Source organism: Ruegeria sp. CK1 (assembly GCF_056536545.1).
Map to the genome: position 1 here is coordinate 1 of NZ_JBQFPX010000009.1, position 15,394 is coordinate 15,394.

The 15,394-nt window shown below is 58.0% G+C and carries 15 protein-coding genes; 7 read left to right on the forward strand and 8 right to left on the reverse strand.

Features of this window, described 5'->3' with window-relative positions:
* Positions 1-113: 113 nt before the first annotated feature.
* The 4 genes from pta to ACR0L3_RS17290 all read left to right on the forward strand — a co-directional run bounded on the left by pta (position 114) and on the right by ACR0L3_RS17290 (position 5,792).
* Complete coding sequence (pta, locus tag ACR0L3_RS17275) at positions 114-1,136, forward strand: phosphate acetyltransferase (protein ID WP_480746995.1); 1,023 nt, start codon at positions 114-116, stop codon at positions 1,134-1,136.
* 203 nt (positions 1,137-1,339) lie between these two features.
* A complete protein-coding gene (locus ACR0L3_RS17280; protein ID WP_480746996.1) occupies positions 1,340-4,159 on the forward strand; it encodes a molybdopterin oxidoreductase family protein in 2,820 nt (939 codons plus the stop codon).
* A complete protein-coding gene (locus tag ACR0L3_RS17285) occupies positions 4,156-4,905 on the forward strand; it encodes a 4Fe-4S dicluster domain-containing protein (RefSeq protein WP_480746997.1) in 750 nt (249 codons plus the stop codon). The genes ACR0L3_RS17280 and ACR0L3_RS17285 overlap by 4 nt, the downstream gene beginning before the upstream one ends.
* Complete coding sequence (locus tag ACR0L3_RS17290) at positions 4,905-5,792, forward strand: dimethyl sulfoxide reductase anchor subunit family protein (RefSeq protein ID WP_480746998.1); 888 nt, start codon at positions 4,905-4,907, stop codon at positions 5,790-5,792. The genes ACR0L3_RS17285 and ACR0L3_RS17290 overlap by 1 nt, the downstream gene beginning before the upstream one ends.
* Positions 5,793-5,855: 63 nt before the next feature.
* Here the strand turns inward: ACR0L3_RS17290 and dapA are convergent, their stop codons facing one another.
* Entirely contained in the window at positions 5,856-6,728 is an 873-nt protein-coding gene (gene dapA / locus ACR0L3_RS17295) for a 4-hydroxy-tetrahydrodipicolinate synthase (RefSeq protein WP_480746999.1), read from the reverse strand.
* Positions 6,729-6,862: 134 nt separating this feature from the next.
* On the opposite strand from dapA, the gene ACR0L3_RS17300 reads away from it, so the two are divergent.
* Positions 6,863-8,827: a lytic transglycosylase domain-containing protein gene (locus ACR0L3_RS17300; RefSeq protein WP_480747140.1), complete on the forward strand. Its 1,965-nt coding sequence runs from the start codon at positions 6,863-6,865 to the stop codon at positions 8,825-8,827.
* Here ACR0L3_RS17300 and ACR0L3_RS17305 read toward each other — a convergent pair.
* Both ACR0L3_RS17305 and mnmC2 read right to left on the reverse strand, forming a co-directional pair.
* A complete protein-coding gene (locus ACR0L3_RS17305; protein ID WP_480747000.1) occupies positions 8,801-9,670 on the reverse strand; it encodes a DMT family transporter in 870 nt (289 codons plus the stop codon). The genes ACR0L3_RS17300 and ACR0L3_RS17305 overlap by 27 nt on opposite strands.
* Entirely contained in the window at positions 9,667-10,332 is a 666-nt protein-coding gene (gene mnmC2 / locus ACR0L3_RS17310; RefSeq protein ID WP_480747001.1) for a tRNA (5-methylaminomethyl-2-thiouridine)(34)-methyltransferase MnmC2, read from the reverse strand. The genes ACR0L3_RS17305 and mnmC2 overlap by 4 nt, the downstream gene beginning before the upstream one ends.
* 49 nt (positions 10,333-10,381) lie before the next feature.
* Between mnmC2 and ACR0L3_RS17315 the strand changes: the two genes are divergently transcribed.
* Entirely contained in the window at positions 10,382-11,422 is a 1,041-nt protein-coding gene (locus ACR0L3_RS17315) for an NAD(P)/FAD-dependent oxidoreductase (RefSeq protein ID WP_480747002.1), read from the forward strand.
* Here the strand turns inward: ACR0L3_RS17315 and ACR0L3_RS17320 are convergent.
* The 4 genes from ACR0L3_RS17320 to ACR0L3_RS17335 all read right to left on the reverse strand — a co-directional run bounded on the left by ACR0L3_RS17320 (position 11,414) and on the right by ACR0L3_RS17335 (position 14,389).
* A complete protein-coding gene (locus tag ACR0L3_RS17320; RefSeq protein ID WP_480747004.1) occupies positions 11,414-12,211 on the reverse strand; it encodes an HTD2 family dehydratase in 798 nt (265 codons plus the stop codon). The genes ACR0L3_RS17315 and ACR0L3_RS17320 overlap by 9 nt on opposite strands.
* Positions 12,212-12,249: 38 nt before the next feature.
* Entirely contained in the window at positions 12,250-12,792 is a 543-nt protein-coding gene (locus ACR0L3_RS17325) for an NADPH-dependent FMN reductase (protein ID WP_480747005.1), read from the reverse strand.
* A gap of 114 nt (positions 12,793-12,906) precedes the next feature.
* Positions 12,907-13,578, reverse strand: a complete 672-nt coding sequence (locus ACR0L3_RS17330; protein ID WP_480747006.1) for a YiaD family glycine zipper/OmpA-like lipoprotein — start codon at positions 13,576-13,578, stop codon at positions 12,907-12,909.
* A 118-nt stretch (positions 13,579-13,696) separates the two neighbouring features.
* Positions 13,697-14,389, reverse strand: a complete 693-nt coding sequence (locus ACR0L3_RS17335) for a helix-turn-helix transcriptional regulator (RefSeq protein ID WP_480747007.1) — start codon at positions 14,387-14,389, stop codon at positions 13,697-13,699.
* A gap of 105 nt (positions 14,390-14,494) precedes the next feature.
* On the opposite strand from ACR0L3_RS17335, the gene ACR0L3_RS17340 reads away from it, so the two are divergent.
* The gene (locus ACR0L3_RS17340) at positions 14,495-14,680 is read left to right on the forward strand and encodes a hypothetical protein (protein WP_480747008.1); all 186 of its coding nucleotides are present in this window, start codon (positions 14,495-14,497) and stop codon (positions 14,678-14,680) included.
* 2 nt (positions 14,681-14,682) lie between these two features.
* Here ACR0L3_RS17340 and ACR0L3_RS17345 read toward each other — a convergent pair whose 3' ends face one another.
* Complete coding sequence (locus ACR0L3_RS17345; protein WP_480747009.1) at positions 14,683-15,330, reverse strand: RluA family pseudouridine synthase; 648 nt, start codon at positions 15,328-15,330, stop codon at positions 14,683-14,685.
* Between the last annotated feature and the right edge of the window lie 64 nt (positions 15,331-15,394).

The following is a 15,394-nucleotide window of genomic DNA, read 5'->3' on the forward strand; positions in this document are numbered from 1 at the left end:
ATGATCAACCAGGAACTCGGCGAACCCTTCCGCCGCGACGCAATGAAAAAACCCGTCGCCGTCGCAGGTATCGCAGCCGAAGACATGGCACACCAAGCCGAGGCCTGATCACAGTGAAGCCCCTGCGTCAAATTCTTGGGGCTGCAACCAGTTCCAAAAAGTTCATCGCCCTTGCCGAGGGCGATGATCCACGTGTTGTAGAAGGTGCGCTGAAAGCACGTGCCGAGAATGCCGCCGAAATCATCCTTGTGGGTGATCAAGCCAAAGTCACTGCGCTGTTGGCTGAAAAAGGTGGAGCCGATGTCGGTGGGATCGATATCCACGACCCAACCACCTCCCCGCATACAGATCGTTTTGCTACGGCCTACTATGAGCTGCGCAAGCACAAGGGCATGACGCCCGAAAATGCACAGGACCTGATTAAGAACCGTCTGAACTATGCCGCAATGTTGGTTCATTTGGGTCTAGCCGACGGCACAGTGGGGGGTGCGGTTGAAACCACCTCAGATACTGTGCGCGCTGCATTGCAGATCATTGGCAAGGCACCAAACGCTCATATGGTGTCCAGCTTTTTCCTGATGATTTATGAGCGCGACCACCACACAGTTCAGGGCGTTCATATCTTTGCCGATTGCGGTCTGGTCGTGGATCCCAACGAACAGGAGCTGGCCGAGATCGCGCAAGCATCAGCCGCTTCTTATCAAACGCTAACTGGTGAAACACCGCGCGTGGCTATGTTGTCGTTTTCCACTGGCGGCAGCGCCAAACATCCCAAGGTATCCAAGGTTGTTGAAGCCACTCGCATCGCCAAGGCCGCCAGCCCACACTTGCTAATCGATGGCGAGCTGCAGTTCGACGCTGCCTTTGTGCCCGAAGTGGCCAGCAAAAAGGCCAAGGACTCGCCGCTCCAAGGGCAGGCTAACGTCTTTGTCTTTCCAAATTTGGATGCTGGTAACCTTGGCTACAAAATCGCGCAGCGGATTGGCGGTGCTGAAGCTATTGGCCCTGTTTTGCAAGGCCTTGCCAAGCCGGCCAATGACCTGTCGCGCGGGTGCTCGGCCGATGATGTGCTACATATGATCGCCGTGACCGCTGTTCAGGCACAACAATCCAAAACTGCGCCGGAAACGTGTTGACCCAATTGCGTCATACCTCCGGCGACTGGACCGCCAATGACTCTGTCCCGGCTGCGCCAAGCACGGAAATGGTTTTGGCCAAGGCCATACGTCTTCAAAAGCCCCGACTGCCAATCACGACAGAAACTCTTTTTATTGCAGGGTTTATCTTAACCGGACTAACATTCCTGACTTGATACGCTGCCCCGACAGAAGGACGCCAGATGACCATCCAGCAACCGAAGATCGACACCAGCCCGAAAGTCTCGGACGAGGTCCGGCGCACCACCTGTTACATGTGCGCCTGTCGCTGCGGCATCAACGTGCACATGAAGGACGGCAAAGTCGCCTATATCGAAGGCAACCGTGACCACCCGGTGAACAAAGGTGTTCTTTGCGCCAAGGGCAGCGCCGGGATCATGCAGGTCAATGCACCGTCTCGTCTGCGCAAGCCCTTGCGCCGGGTCGGCCCGCGCGGATCGGGTGAGTTTCGCGAGATCGAATGGGATGAGGCCATCAGCACTGCCGTCGGCTGGCTGAACGAACTGCACGAAACCGCGCCGCAGAAGTTGGCCTTTTTCACTGGGCGGGATCAAAGCCAGAGCTTCACCAGCTTTTGGGCGCAGAACTTTGGCACCCCGAACTACGCCGCCCACGGCGGATTCTGCTCCGTGAACATGGCAGCGGGCGGCATCTATACGATGGGCGGCGCGTTTTGGGAATTCGGCCAGCCCGACTGGGATCACACCAAACTGTTCATGCTGTTTGGCGTGGCCGAAGACCACGACAGCAACCCAATCAAGATGGGCATCGGTAAGATTAAAAAACGCGGCGCGCGCGTGATCGGGGTGAACCCGATCCGTTCGGGCTATAACGCGGTGGCGGATGACTGGGTTGGGATCACACCCGGCACGGATGGGCTGTTCATCCTGTCGCTGATCCACGTGCTTATGAAGGCTGGCAAGATCGACCTCGATTACCTCAGCCGCTATACCAACGCGCCGGTTTTGGTCAATGCCGCCGAAGGCCCGGAGAAAGGGCTGTTCCTGCGCGACGCCGATGGCAAACCGCTGGTGATAGACCGCGCCACTGGCGAACCCACTGCTTTTGACAAACCAGGCGTTCGTCCTGACCTGTCGGCCACCTACGAGAAGGACGGTGTCACGCACAGACCAGTGTTCCACTTGATGGCCGAGAAATACTTGTCAGACGATCATGCACCTGAAAACGTGGCCGAGCGCTGTGGTATTCCCGCCAGCCGCATTCGCGCCATCGCTGCTGAAATTGCCCGCGTCGCCTTTGACGAGGCAATTGAGCTGAACCACGAATGGACAGACTTCCGCGGTGAAAAGCACGCTAAAATGATCGGCCGACCGGTCAGCTTCCACGCAATGCGCGGTATCTCGGCTCATGCCAATGGTTTCCAGACCTGCCGGTCATTGCACGTGTTGCAAATTCTGTTGGGCACCGTTGAGGTTCCAGGTGGCTTCCGCTTCAAGCCGCCCTATCCAAAACCGGTCGAAGCCCACCCCACACCACATGGCGACCGCCGACCGGGTCGCCCACTGGAAGGGCCACATCTTGGTTTCCCGCGTGGCCCAGAAGACCTGCTGATCGACGATTGCGGAACACCGCAGCGGATCGACAAGGCGTTCACCTGGGAAAACCCCATGTCCGCCCACGGGCTTATGCATATGGTAATCTCAAATGCTGCCGCTGGCGATCCCTACAAGATCGACACGCTGTTCATGTACATGGCGAATATGTCGTGGAACTCGTCCATGAACACCAAGGGCGTCATGGAGATGCTGACCGCCCGCAACGAGGACGGCAAATACGTCATTCCAAAGATAATCTATTCCGATGCCTATTCGTCGGAAATGGTTGCCTATGCCGACCTGATCCTGCCCGACACGACCTATCTGGAAAGGCACGACTGTATTTCGCTGCTGGACCGCCCGATCTGCGAGGCTGACGCCGCCGCCGACGCGATCCGCTGGCCAGTGATCGAACCGGACCGCGACGTGCGCGGCTTCCAGTCGGTTCTGATCGAACTCGCCAACCGTATGAGCCTGCCGGGCTTCACCAACGAAGACGGTACGCCAAAGTGGAAAGACTACGCTGACTACATCGTAAACCATCAGCGCAAGCCTGGCATCGGCCCACTGGCCGGTTTCCGGGGCGAAAACGGCGACAAAGAAGGGCGTGGAGAGGTCAATCCCGACCAACTCAACCGCTATATCGAAAATGGTGGGTTTTACGTCGCGCATATTCCCGAAGGTGCAGATTACTATAAACCATGGAATGCGGCCTATCAGGACTGGGCCGTTGGGATGGGCATCTATGACAGCCCGCAACCTTATCTGTTTCAGCTTTACTCGGAACCGATGCGCAAATTCCAACTGGCCGCCGAAGGCCACGGTGACCGCCAACCGCCTGACCACCTGCGCCAGCGGATCAAAGACACGATGGACCCGCTGCCGATCTGGTACGAAACCGATCAGCAGGGCAACGAGGGGTTCACCATCAACGCGCTGACCCAGCGCCCGATGGCGATGTATCACAGCTGGGGCACCCAGAACGCTTGGTTACGCCAATTACACGGCCGCAACCCGCTTTATGTGCCGACCAAGCTAATGCGGGAACATGGGTTGCAAGACGGCGATTGGGCCAAGGTCAGCTCTCCGCATGGCGAAATCACAGTGCCGGTCATGGAAATGGCGGCACTGAACGAAAACACCGTCTGGACATGGAACGCGATTGGCAAGCGCAAAGGGGCTTGGGCCCTTCAGGATGACGCACCAGAGGCGACGAAAGGCTTCCTGCTGAACCACCTGATCCACGAACTGTTGCCGCCGAAAGGTGACGGAATGCGTTGGGCCAACTCCGACCCGGTGACAGGTCAGGCCGCGTGGTTCGACCTTAAGGTGAAAATCGAAAAGGCAGACCCGCCTTCGGACGCGGAAAGCCAGCCCGAGTTCGCACCGATCAAGTCACCGGTCGGCACTGGCCCGAAAGATATCGCATGGAAGGTTGGCAAATGACTCAGCTCCCCCAATCCACCGAACGTAAAATGGGCTTGGTCATCGACTTGGATACCTGTGTCGGCTGCCACGCCTGCGTGATTTCTTGTAAAGGCTGGAACACTGAAAACTACGGCGCGCCCCTGTCTGATCAGGATGCGTACGGTGGCGATCCATCGGGTACGTTCCTGAACCGTGTGCATTCGTACGAAGTACAGCCAGCCGAAGGTAACGCCCAACTGATCCATTTCCCGAAATCGTGCCTGCATTGCGAAGACGCCCCTTGCGTCACTGTTTGCCCCACCGGTGCCAGTTATAAGCGGGTCGAGGATGGCATCGTACTGGTCAATGAAAGTGACTGCATCGGCTGCGGCTTGTGTGCGTGGTCGTGTCCCTACGGCGCGCGCGAGTTGGACGTAGCCGAGGGTGTGATGAAGAAATGCACCCTCTGCGTGGACCGTATCTACAACGAAAACCTGCCCGAAGTGGACCGCGTCCCGTCCTGCGTACGCACCTGCCCGGCGGGTGCGCGCCATTTTGGCGATCTTGGTGATCCCGACAGCGATGTAAGTAAATTAGTCGCTGAACGCGAAGGCATGGACCTGATGCCGGAAATGGGCACCAAACCCGTCAACAAATACTTACCGCCGCGGCCCAAGGATCAGATCGAAGACCAGATCGACATTCTTGCGCCACTGTTGGCCCCAGTCGCCGAAGAACCCAAGGGCTTCCTCGGCTGGCTCGACAAAACTCTGGAGAAGCTCTGATGCACCCGGCCCCTTCTGTCATCATCTTCACGACCTTTTCCGGCTTGGGTTTCGGGTTGCTGTTTTTCCTTGGCCTTGGTCAGCCCGCCGTTACTGGATTTGTGGCCTTTGTCTTCTACGTCATCGCTTATGGACTGGCCGTTGGTGGCCTGCTGGCATCGACGTTCCACCTGGGCCATCCCGAACGCGCCTGGAAGGCGTTCAGCCAATGGAAATCCAGCTGGCTCAGCCGTGAAGGGGTCTGTGCCGTTGCCGCCCTAGTAGTCATGGCGCTTTATGCGTTCGGTGCCGTGTTCCTACAAAGCCATTGGACGATTTTAGGGTGGATCGGCGCAATACTCAGCCTTGCCACCGTGTTCACCACCTCGATGATCTACACCCAGCTCAAGACGATCCCGCGTTGGAATATGAACCTAACCCCAGCAGTCTTCCTGTCCTTTAGCCTGGCAGGTGGCGCGCTTTTGTCCGGAGCCGAAGCGCTGGCGCCGTGGTTGCTGGCCATCGCCGGTGCCGTGCAACTTGCCTACTGGGCAAAAGGTGACAACGCACTTGCCCAGTCCGGAACCAATCTGGGGACCGCAACCGGATTAGGAGATCGAGGAGCAGTTCGCGCATTTGAACCCCCACACACAGGAACGAATTACCTGTTGCGAGAGTTCGTTCACGTGGTTGGGCGCAAACACGCCCATAAACTGCGCATGATTTCTTTTGGCTTAGCGTTCGTTCTACCGCTGCTGTTGATCTTGATCCCGGTCTCGGGCGTCGCGATCAAGCATGTCTTTGCGTTGCTTGCTGTGCTGTCGCATCTGACCGGCGTTGTGGTTTCACGCTGGCTTTTCTTTGCCCAAGCTGAACATGTGGTCGGGCTGTACTACGGCAAACGCTGAATATCTGTACAAAAAAGGCGGCGCTCTGATTCCAGAGGCCGCCCTTTTTTCATCCTACTGACCTTAAATCAGACCGGCATGCGCCATCGCAGCGTCGATGGCTGTCTTGGTGCTGTTTTCCAGCAGTGTTAAGGGTGAACGCACTTCTTCGCTGCACAGACCCAATTTGCTGAGCGCGTATTTTGCCCCGACCAATCCAGGCTCAATAAAGATCGCTTCGTGCAACGGCATCAAGCGATCCTGGTATTCGAGCGCTTTTGCGTAGTCACCGTCCAGTGTGGCTTGCTGGAATTCGGCGCATAGTTTCGGCGCGACATTTGCCGTTACCGAAATACAGCCAACGCCGCCATGCGCGTTGAAACCCAACGCGGTGGCATCTTCACCTGACAGCTGACAGAATTGGGGTCCGCACGAGGCACGTTGCTGGCTGACGCGGGCCAGATCGCCGGTGGCATCCTTGACACCGATAATGCGCGGCAGCTTTGCCAGTTCGCCCATAGTCTCAGGCGTCATGTCGATGACGGACCGGCCTGGGATATTGTAGATTATGATCGGAATGTCCGCGCAGTCATGCAGCGCGCGGAAATGCGAGATCAAACCCTTTTGGGTGGGCTTGTTGTAATATGGCGTCACGACCAGCGCCGCATCCGCTCCGATCCGTTCAGCGAATCGCACAAAGCGGATCGCCTCGACCGTGTTGTTCGAGCCCGCGCCCGCAATCACGGGTACACGACCCGCTGATGCTTTGACCACCTCTGCCACAACAGTTTCATGTTCTTCGTGGCTGAGCGTGGGGCTTTCCCCAGTGGTGCCAACAGGCACCAATCCGGTCGAGCCTTCCTGAATGTGCCATTCAACCAAGTGTTTGAGCGTCTTCAGGTCCAACTCGCCGTTAGTGAACGGAGTGACGAGGGCTGGCATTGAGCCTTTGAACATGACACGCTCCTTAGAGTGCAGTTTGTGTTTTTTGTGCCCAAAGATCGTCACATTCATGGCGATGTGAGTTGATACCTTCGGCACAAGGTTTATCCTAAATGGCTCTATCCTTGGTTGGTTGGGAAATGCAAGGCATGACACGCGTTATAGCGCTTTTGATAGCGATGATTCTTGGCTCAGTTGGGCAGGCACAGGCTGACGCTGTAGGCGACCTGCGCGCCGGGATGAATGAGATGAGAAAGGGCGATTGGAACGCGGCCCTGCAAGTGTCGGGTCAACGAGGATCGGTCACGCGCGATATCATCGTCTGGCACTGGCTACGCGAAGGCTTTGGCAGCTCGGGCGATGTGTTGGTGTTTCTGGAACGTCGCCCGGATTGGCCGGGTCTGGCTTGGCTACGGCGCAAAAGCGAACCTGCATTTACCGGGGCGGATCCCGACCGGGCGTTGAAATTTTATGCCGATGTGCTGCCTCAGACGGCCGAAGGCGCGTTGAACTACGCCGTTGCGTTGAAGGCAAAGGGTCGCCAAGGAGACGCCGAGGCAGACATCGTCGCTGCGTGGCGCACTATGCCGATGGGAAAAGGTCTGCAGAAGGCTTATCTGGAGAATTTCGGTAACCTGCTGAAGCCTCACCACGCGGCCAGATTGGACCGGATGTTGTGGGACAATCATCTTATCAGTGCTGGGCAGATGCTGCCGTTGGTCAGTTCAGATCAGCGCAAGCTGGCCGAGGCGCGGATCGCTTTGCAAAAACGCCTGCCTGGCGTGGATGGTAAAGTTGCGGCGGTACCGAAAACCGTGGCCGACGCGCCGGGCCTAGCCTTTGATCGGTTTGTCTGGCGCGACAAAAAGGAACTGGATGATAGCGCGATAGATTTGATGCTGGCGCGTTCAACCGGGCCTGACGCCTTGGGTGAGCCAGACAAATGGGCTGAAGGTCGTCGCCGTTTGGCGCGACTTGAGATGCGAAACGGCGACGTAAACCGCGCTTACAAAATTGCCGCGAACCACCACATGACCCCGGAAATGGGTTATGCCTATGCAGATCTCGAATGGCTGGCTGGTTTTCTAGCCCTGCGCAAACTCAACGACCCAGCCACGGCGGTTCGGCATTTCCAGAATTTCTCGGGCGCAGTTCAGTCTCCGATTTCGAAAGGCCGCGGTGGCTACTGGCTGGGACGGGCCCACGCGGCGAATGGCGATGCTGATAAAGCCTATGAGGCTTACGCGGTAGGTGCCGATCACCAGACTTCATTCTACGGCCTATTGGCGGCAGAACGGATCGGTCGACCTTTCGACAACGAATTGGCCAACCCACGTCGAGCTCCACATTGGAAACAGGCCAAATTCGCCGATTCCAGCGTGCTTGAGGCGGGGCTTGTGTTACTACGCGCGGGCGAAGACAACCTAGCCGAACGCTTCCTAACCCATCTGGTGGAAGAGTTGGATCAGGTGCAGGCCACACAGTTGGGCGACTTGGTGATCGAACTCAAAGAGCCGCATCTGGCAGTAATGATCGCCAAGCGCGCGGCCAAAACAGGCGTCGTGCTGCCCGCGGCCTATTACCCGGTACATCCGGTTGCCGATATGGGCCTGCCGATGGCGAAAGAGATGACACTGGCCATTGCCCGTCGTGAAAGCGAATTTGACCCGGTTGTGGTCAGCGGCGCTGGGGCTCGTGGGTTGATGCAGGTGATGCCTGCCACGGCGCAGCTAGTAGCTAAGGAAATGGGTATCCTAAGTGGGCACAAGACAGTCAAGCTGACATCGGACTGGAAATATAACGCCAAACTGGGCGCGAACTACCTCTCGGGCTTGGCCGCCAACTTTAACGGCAATGTGGTGATGATGGCGGCGGGCTATAACGCCGGACCTCGACGTCCGATTTCATGGATGGACCGGTATGGTGACCCACGCGCTGGTGAAATCGACGTCGTCGATTGGATTGAAATGATCCCCTTCAGCGAAACCCGCAATTATGTAATGCGTGTGGCTGAAAGCCTGCCGGTCTATCGTGCCCGTCTGGGGCAGCCAGCGTTGCCTGTCCCGTTTTCACAGGAACTGATTGGATCAACTCTGGCTTCGTTCGCGCCATAGGGTAAACAGACCCGCGCTGACAACAAGGGCTGCGCCCAGTACCACCTCTGGCCGCAGCGCTTCACCAAAGACCGAAATGCCGAGTATGGCTGTCCAAACCAGATGAAAATAGGCAAATGGCTGCACCGCACTGGCCTCGGCCATTTCATAGCATTTTATCAGCAGCCAATGGCCGCACACTCCGCTAACACATAGCAACGCCATCCAAGCCCAATCCGCACGTTCCATTGGCTCCCAGAACCACGCCCCCACCAGCGTCATGGCAATTGCCCCGGCAACGCCAGTCCAAAAGAAACTGGTGGCCGTGTTGTCCTTTCTGGCAACGTAGCGGGTCAGCAGCGCATAGACCGCAAACATCAGCGCAGACATCAAAGGAAGAACGGCCCAAGGATTAAAAACGCCCACGCCCGGTTGCAGGATGATCAGCACCCCAATGCATCCAACACCAATCGCCATCCAACGCCGCCAGCCAACTTTTTCGCCAAGAACCGGCCCACTAAGGGCAGCAACCAGAAGGGGGTAGCAGATGAAGACGGCCATGGTGTCGATCAGCCCCAGCACTGTAAAGGCGTATACGGCAACACAGATTTCAGCGGCCAGCAAGAGGCCACGAAACACCTGCAACCCCAGTTGGCTGGTCTGCGTCGCAGCCTTTATTCCTCCGGGCGCGCGCGCGGCCAAAGCGACGACAAAGGCCGCAAAGAACCAATAACGGATCATCACGACCATGTAGGTGTTGTAGTTTCCAGCCAGATGGCGCGAAATTCCGTCTTGCAAGGCAAACACAATCGTCGCCGCTATCATCAGCGCGATACCCGCACGAGAGTTGTTCTGCTGCGTCATTCCCGAACCGCCCGGGTCATATGACGCTTGCGACCGTACCCGGGCGTGCGGGTGACGGTAAAACCCGCCTCTTGCAGACCGCGCCGCACGAACCCGGCAGCTGTATAGGTGGCTGCCGTGCCACCCTTGGCGGTATGGGCAGCCACTTGCTGCATCAAGTCAGCACCCCAAAGCTCAGGGTTTTTGGCCGGAGAGAATCCGTCAAGAAACCATGCGTCGACGGCACCCGACCAATCGGGCAACGTTACACGTGCGTCCCCTTCGACCACCTCAAGATGCAAGGTGTCCAAATCACAACGTCCGCCCTGCCAACGGGCAAGAAAACGTTCGCTCCATGGCGCAAGATCGGGGAAGGCTGCCAACGCGCGAGCCATATCGTAATGAGCCATCGGAAAAGCTTCGAAACTGGTGAAGGTCAGGGGCGTGGTCTGGCCGGATTTCTCCCACTCGGACCATACGGTAAGCATATTTAGACCAGTGCCAAAACCCAACTCGGCAATGCGGAAACCCGGCGCGAAACGTGCGGGCAGATCGTTGCCCGTCAAGAACACATGGCGCGTTTCTTCCAACCCGTTTTGCAACGAGTAATAGGGATCATCGAAACGGTCCGAGACCGGAATCTGATCCTCGGTCCATGTCAGTTCAGCGCGCTGGTCTGCCATCGGGGAATCCTGTAGCTAAGCGGCGCGACACTGAACAAGGAAAAGAGGAATGGCAATGGTCGATGTAACGGTGCGTGGTGCTGGCATCTTTGGCCTGTCCATCGCCTGGACCTGCGCCCGCCGCGGCGCCAAGGTGCAGGTCGTCGACCCGTTTGGCCCAGGTGCAGGCTCTAGCGGAGGGTTGGTCGGCGCCTTAGCCCCCCATGTGCCCGAGAATTGGAACGCGAAGAAGGCCTTTCAGTTTGACAGCCTGATCATGGCCGAGCCGTTTTGGATGCAAGTTGAGGCGACCGGAGGCGTCTCAGCAGGATATGCCAGACTGGGCCGCTTGCAGCCCATCGCCGACGCCCGCACGCTTGAACTTGCTCATGCTCGTTCGATCACCGCAGCCGAACTGTGGCAAGGCCGCGCCGAATGGCGGGTGGTTGAGACAGAGGCACTTGGGTCATGGTGCCCGCCCAGCCCGACCGGGTTCGTCATTCACGACACGCTCAGCGCCCGTATGCACCCCCGACGGGCTTGTGCCGCGCTCGTGGCAGCCCTGTCTGTGATGGGGGTTGAGGTGGTGCCAGATGCACCGGATGCGGGGCAGGTCGTTCACGCCACTGGCCTTGCGGGATTGCTTGAACTGAGCAACGCATTCGAAAGAACCGTTGGCAATGGAGTCAAAGGGCAGGCCGCACTGCTGCGGTTCGATGCTGGCGAGGCACCGCAACTGTTTGCGGACGCGATCCATATCGTGCCCCATTCGGATGGAACTCTGGCGATAGGTTCCACATCGGAACGCGACTACGAAGACCCGTCCAGCACGGATGCGGCGTTGGACGACGTACTGGACCGCGCCATGCGAGCGGTACCGCTGCTGCACGGGGCTGAGGTCATAGAACGTTGGGCTGGTGTCCGCCCTCGTAGCAAAAGCCGCGCGCCAATGTTGGGGTCTCACCCACTGCACAAAGGTCAGTTCATCGCCAACGGAGGCTTTAAGATCGGTTTTGGCATGGCACCCAAAGTCGCCGAAGTGATGGCCGACCTTGTGCTGGAGGGGCAGGATGAGATTCCAGACGATTTCCGACCCCAAGCGTCACTCTGATTTGGGAATAGCCTCAGCAGTCATACATTGTCGCCCGTCAGGTCCACGCACCCAGAGGGCTTGTTCGTTCCGACCCAATGTAGCAGACTCAAAGTGCATCAATGGCGCCGTGGCGCGGAAAGAAAACTGTTTCAAGGGACCCATAAGTTCCTGAGCAAACAACATTAGAAGCTGCGCTAGCAACGGGCCGTGAACAACCAGCCCAGCGTAGCCTTCCACGTCTCGAGCGTAGTCCAGGTCATAGTGGATGCGGTGGCCGTTGAAAGTGAGCGCCGAGTAACGGAATAGTAAGGTTGAATCGAAAGTGACGTCTCGCCAGTCTGTCTCATCTGTTCGCGCGGTCGGAGCGACGGGTTTGACCTCCGCTGCGGTCGCATCCTCACGGTAGACCAGATCCTGCCATTCGGTCAGGCAATGAACGTCACGTTGCCAAATTTCATGCCGCAGAGTCACGAACCCTAGCGGCCCGGTGCGCCCGGTTTTCGTCGTCGCATTCTCGCAAGTGGATCGCCTTTCAGCCCTGCGGCCAGCGATCAAAGGCGCGTTGAATTGCAATCGCCCTCCGGCCCACATACGACGGGGCAGACCCAAGTCAGGAATCAAGCCACCCACCTTCGGATGGCCATCCCGACCCAACTGTTCCGGCGGTCTCGGAGACCAAAAATAGAGCTGATGAAAAAACGGCGGTAGCGGCGTGCCCTCTTCGATCGTCGCGTCCTGCCCCAATGCCACCTGAAGCGCGGTGGCGCGGGCGGGGTCTATTGCGTCGATCTGAAGTTCTTCTGCCATGGCAGCAGATTAGGCAGCACAGCCTGTGCGAACAAGTCTTAGAAGCCCGCCTCGACCCGCAGCTTTTCCATCAGGGTTCTCAAATTGCTTTCATAGCGGTCGCTGGTCAATTTCCCCTGTTCGTCAAACTCGTTCGAGCTGTTTGCCAAGTGAATTTCAGGTCCCTGCAGGATACGCGGCTGGAACGGAACCATGTAGCTGCGCAATACCATCTGGGCGCGCTCACCCCCCGCACGACCTGCCGCTGCCGACATCACGGCCACTGGCTTGTCAGCCCACGGGCGACCTTCGGTTCGGCTGACCCAATCCAGCGCGTTTTTCAGAACACCAGATGGCCCTTTGTTGTATTCCGGAGTTGAGATGATTACCGCGTGGGCCTGCGCGATCTGGTCTGCCAGCGCTTGCACCGCTGCGGGGACGCCTTCGCCATCTTCCAAATCACCATCGTATAAAGGCAGGTTCAGGTCGGCCTCGATATGGGTGCCAGGATCGAACAGTCGAGCAGCCTCGCGCAGCAATTTGCGATTGGTCGCGCTTTGGCGCAATGAGCCGGAAAGGCTCAACAGGATCGGTTCGGACATCGGGAAACTCCGCTATGGTGTCTCCCAATAGCTAGCTCAAGCGGCGCGCATGCCAAAGGCCAAGTGACGCGCAGTCAATGTGCAAAAAAGGGCACCTTCCAGTGCCCCATTAAGCTACGCGCTGCCGTTGGGGATGATCTCGATATCGACGCGACGATTTCGGGCCTTTCCCTCCGGCGTCAGGTTCGAAGCGGCGGGTCGGCTTTCGCCCAGACCAATCGTCGATATCCGGGCGCTGCTGACGCCATTGGCCTGAAGGATATCGGCTACAGACTGTGCGCGACGTTCGGACAGGGCCTGATTGTAAGATGCCTCTCCATCACTGTCGGTATTGCCAACGACCTGAACGTCTGAGTTGGGGTAGCGCGTCAAGTTCTGTCCCACCCGTACCAAGTCTGAACGCAGTGCAGGACGGACCGTCGCGCTGTCAGTATCAAAGGAAATATCGTTCGGTACCGTGACGATCAGGCGATCGCCTGCGTTTGTGACGGTGATGCCATCATTGGCCAACTGTTGACGTAGCTCTGCCGCCTGCTTGTCCAACTGGTTGCCAATCAGTCCGCCCCCGGCCGCACCGATGGCGCCACCGGCCAGTGCCCCCAAAAGAGGGTCAGAATCATTTGCAATCGCACCCACGCCAGCGCCGACCAGACCACCCAGAAGCGCGCCCTGCTTGGTGTTTTGATTGGGATCGGAAGGCAGGTTCAATGTACTGGGGTCCGTGCACGCACCCAAAAACATGCCCGAGCATAGCCCGGCCGACAAAACAAACTTGGAAATCGTCATGGTATCACCTTCTGCTCCTGCGCCCGTTCGCCGGGCGCGTATTGTTTGCTGCAGTATATCGCGGCGCACCTAGGCAGGCTCAAGCAACAATTCGGTGAAATAGGCGAATACCCGCCGCTTACGAAGCGCTTGCCATGGCGTCCCAGTGGTTCTGTTCTTGCCAGATCGCTCTTAACGGCTCTCCCTGCCCGCAAAAATGATCGTCCGTCAGCTCACAGGCCCAGATGCGGTCGGTACGGAAGTGCCGGAACCCGTTTCTCAGCTCGCACCACCCGGCCAACATGGTGCACTCGATGTGATAAATCAGGGCCACGGGGCGCACGACGCGCTCACTCCGATCACCTTCGGCGTTCACATACGTGATACGGACCTTGCGCTCATTGCGAATGGCTTCTCGGTAATTCACTACAGGCACGCAGCCCTTAGCCGGATCATCCATAGGCGCCCCCCACGGGGCAACTTGCAACCAGTCGGCAGGGACGCGCAACGCTTCGATCTTACGGCACACCCGATCAGCTGCCTGTTGCAGCGTGCTGTCACCGGTACGGGCCAGCATCGATAGACCGACCCACAGCGCCTCGACTTCTTCGGCATCGAAATTCAACGGTGGCAGGTCGTAGCCTCGGCGCATCAGGTAGCCGACCCCTGCCTCTCCCTCAATCGGGGTGCGCTGCGCCTGCAGCGCTGCAATGTCGCGATACACCGTGCGGGCGGAAACCTCGAGCTTATCAGCCAGCGCCTCGGCCGTCACAGGCGTTTCGGCAGCACGAAGGATTTGGATAATTTCAAACAGACGGGTGGAACGACGCATGAGGGAGTCTCCGATTGATCTGCTGACACTCTAACACACCCCCCTGACAACACGGTGTCAGGAGTGATGCGCGAAGCTTGATTTAATTTAATCAGGAGTTCAATCATGCCAAGCCGCGACAATCACGTGATGATGAAACTGAAACTGGATCGTTGGGCTCAGAGTCACCGCCTGCGCGCGTTTGAGATCGAACGCGAGATCATGGCCGCTCGCCAACCCTGTGCGCCACGCAAGCGGACAAAACGGTTTTCACTGGGCAATCTGAAAATGCTGTGGACCAGTACGACCTGAGACTAGAAATCTGCCTTGGCGCGAAACTTCATCGACACCCCGCCTTCGGGGTTTTTCAGGCGCAATTCCTCGGAATGTAGCATTAGGCGCGGGAAATCCCGCGCTGCACCTTCAGCGTAGAACGGATCTCCTAGAATCGGGTGACCCAGTGCCAACATGTGAACCCGCAGCTGATGCGAACGGCCGGTCTTGGGGAATAGACGCAGGCGGGTTGTTTCCTTTTCGTGTTTTATGACACGCCAATCGGTGACGGCGGGTTTTCCAGTCTCATGGCATACCATCTGACGCGGGCGATTAGGCCAGTCGACGATCAGCGGCAGATCGACGGTTCCGGTTTTTTCTTCCATCCTTCCCCAGACACGCGCCACATAGGTCTTGCGGGTTTGGCGGTTCTCGAACTGCATGCTCAGATGCCGCTGCGCATGAGGGGTCTGGGCAAAAACCATTACACCCGAGGTGTCACGATCCAACCGATGAACCAACAGTGCCTGCGGAAACGCTGCCTGTACCCTGGACAAAAGGCAGTCGCTCAGATGCTCGCCCTTCCCCGGCACGGATAGCAGGCCGGAGGGTTTGTTCACCACGATCAATTGGGCGTCTTCGTGCAACACCTCCAAGGGCGTCATTGGGGGGTCATAGGTCTCGCTCATGGGCGCCTGCCTATCGCAGCACGCTGCCTCCCGCAACGTCGGGCTTGCCTGAACGAAACAGTTC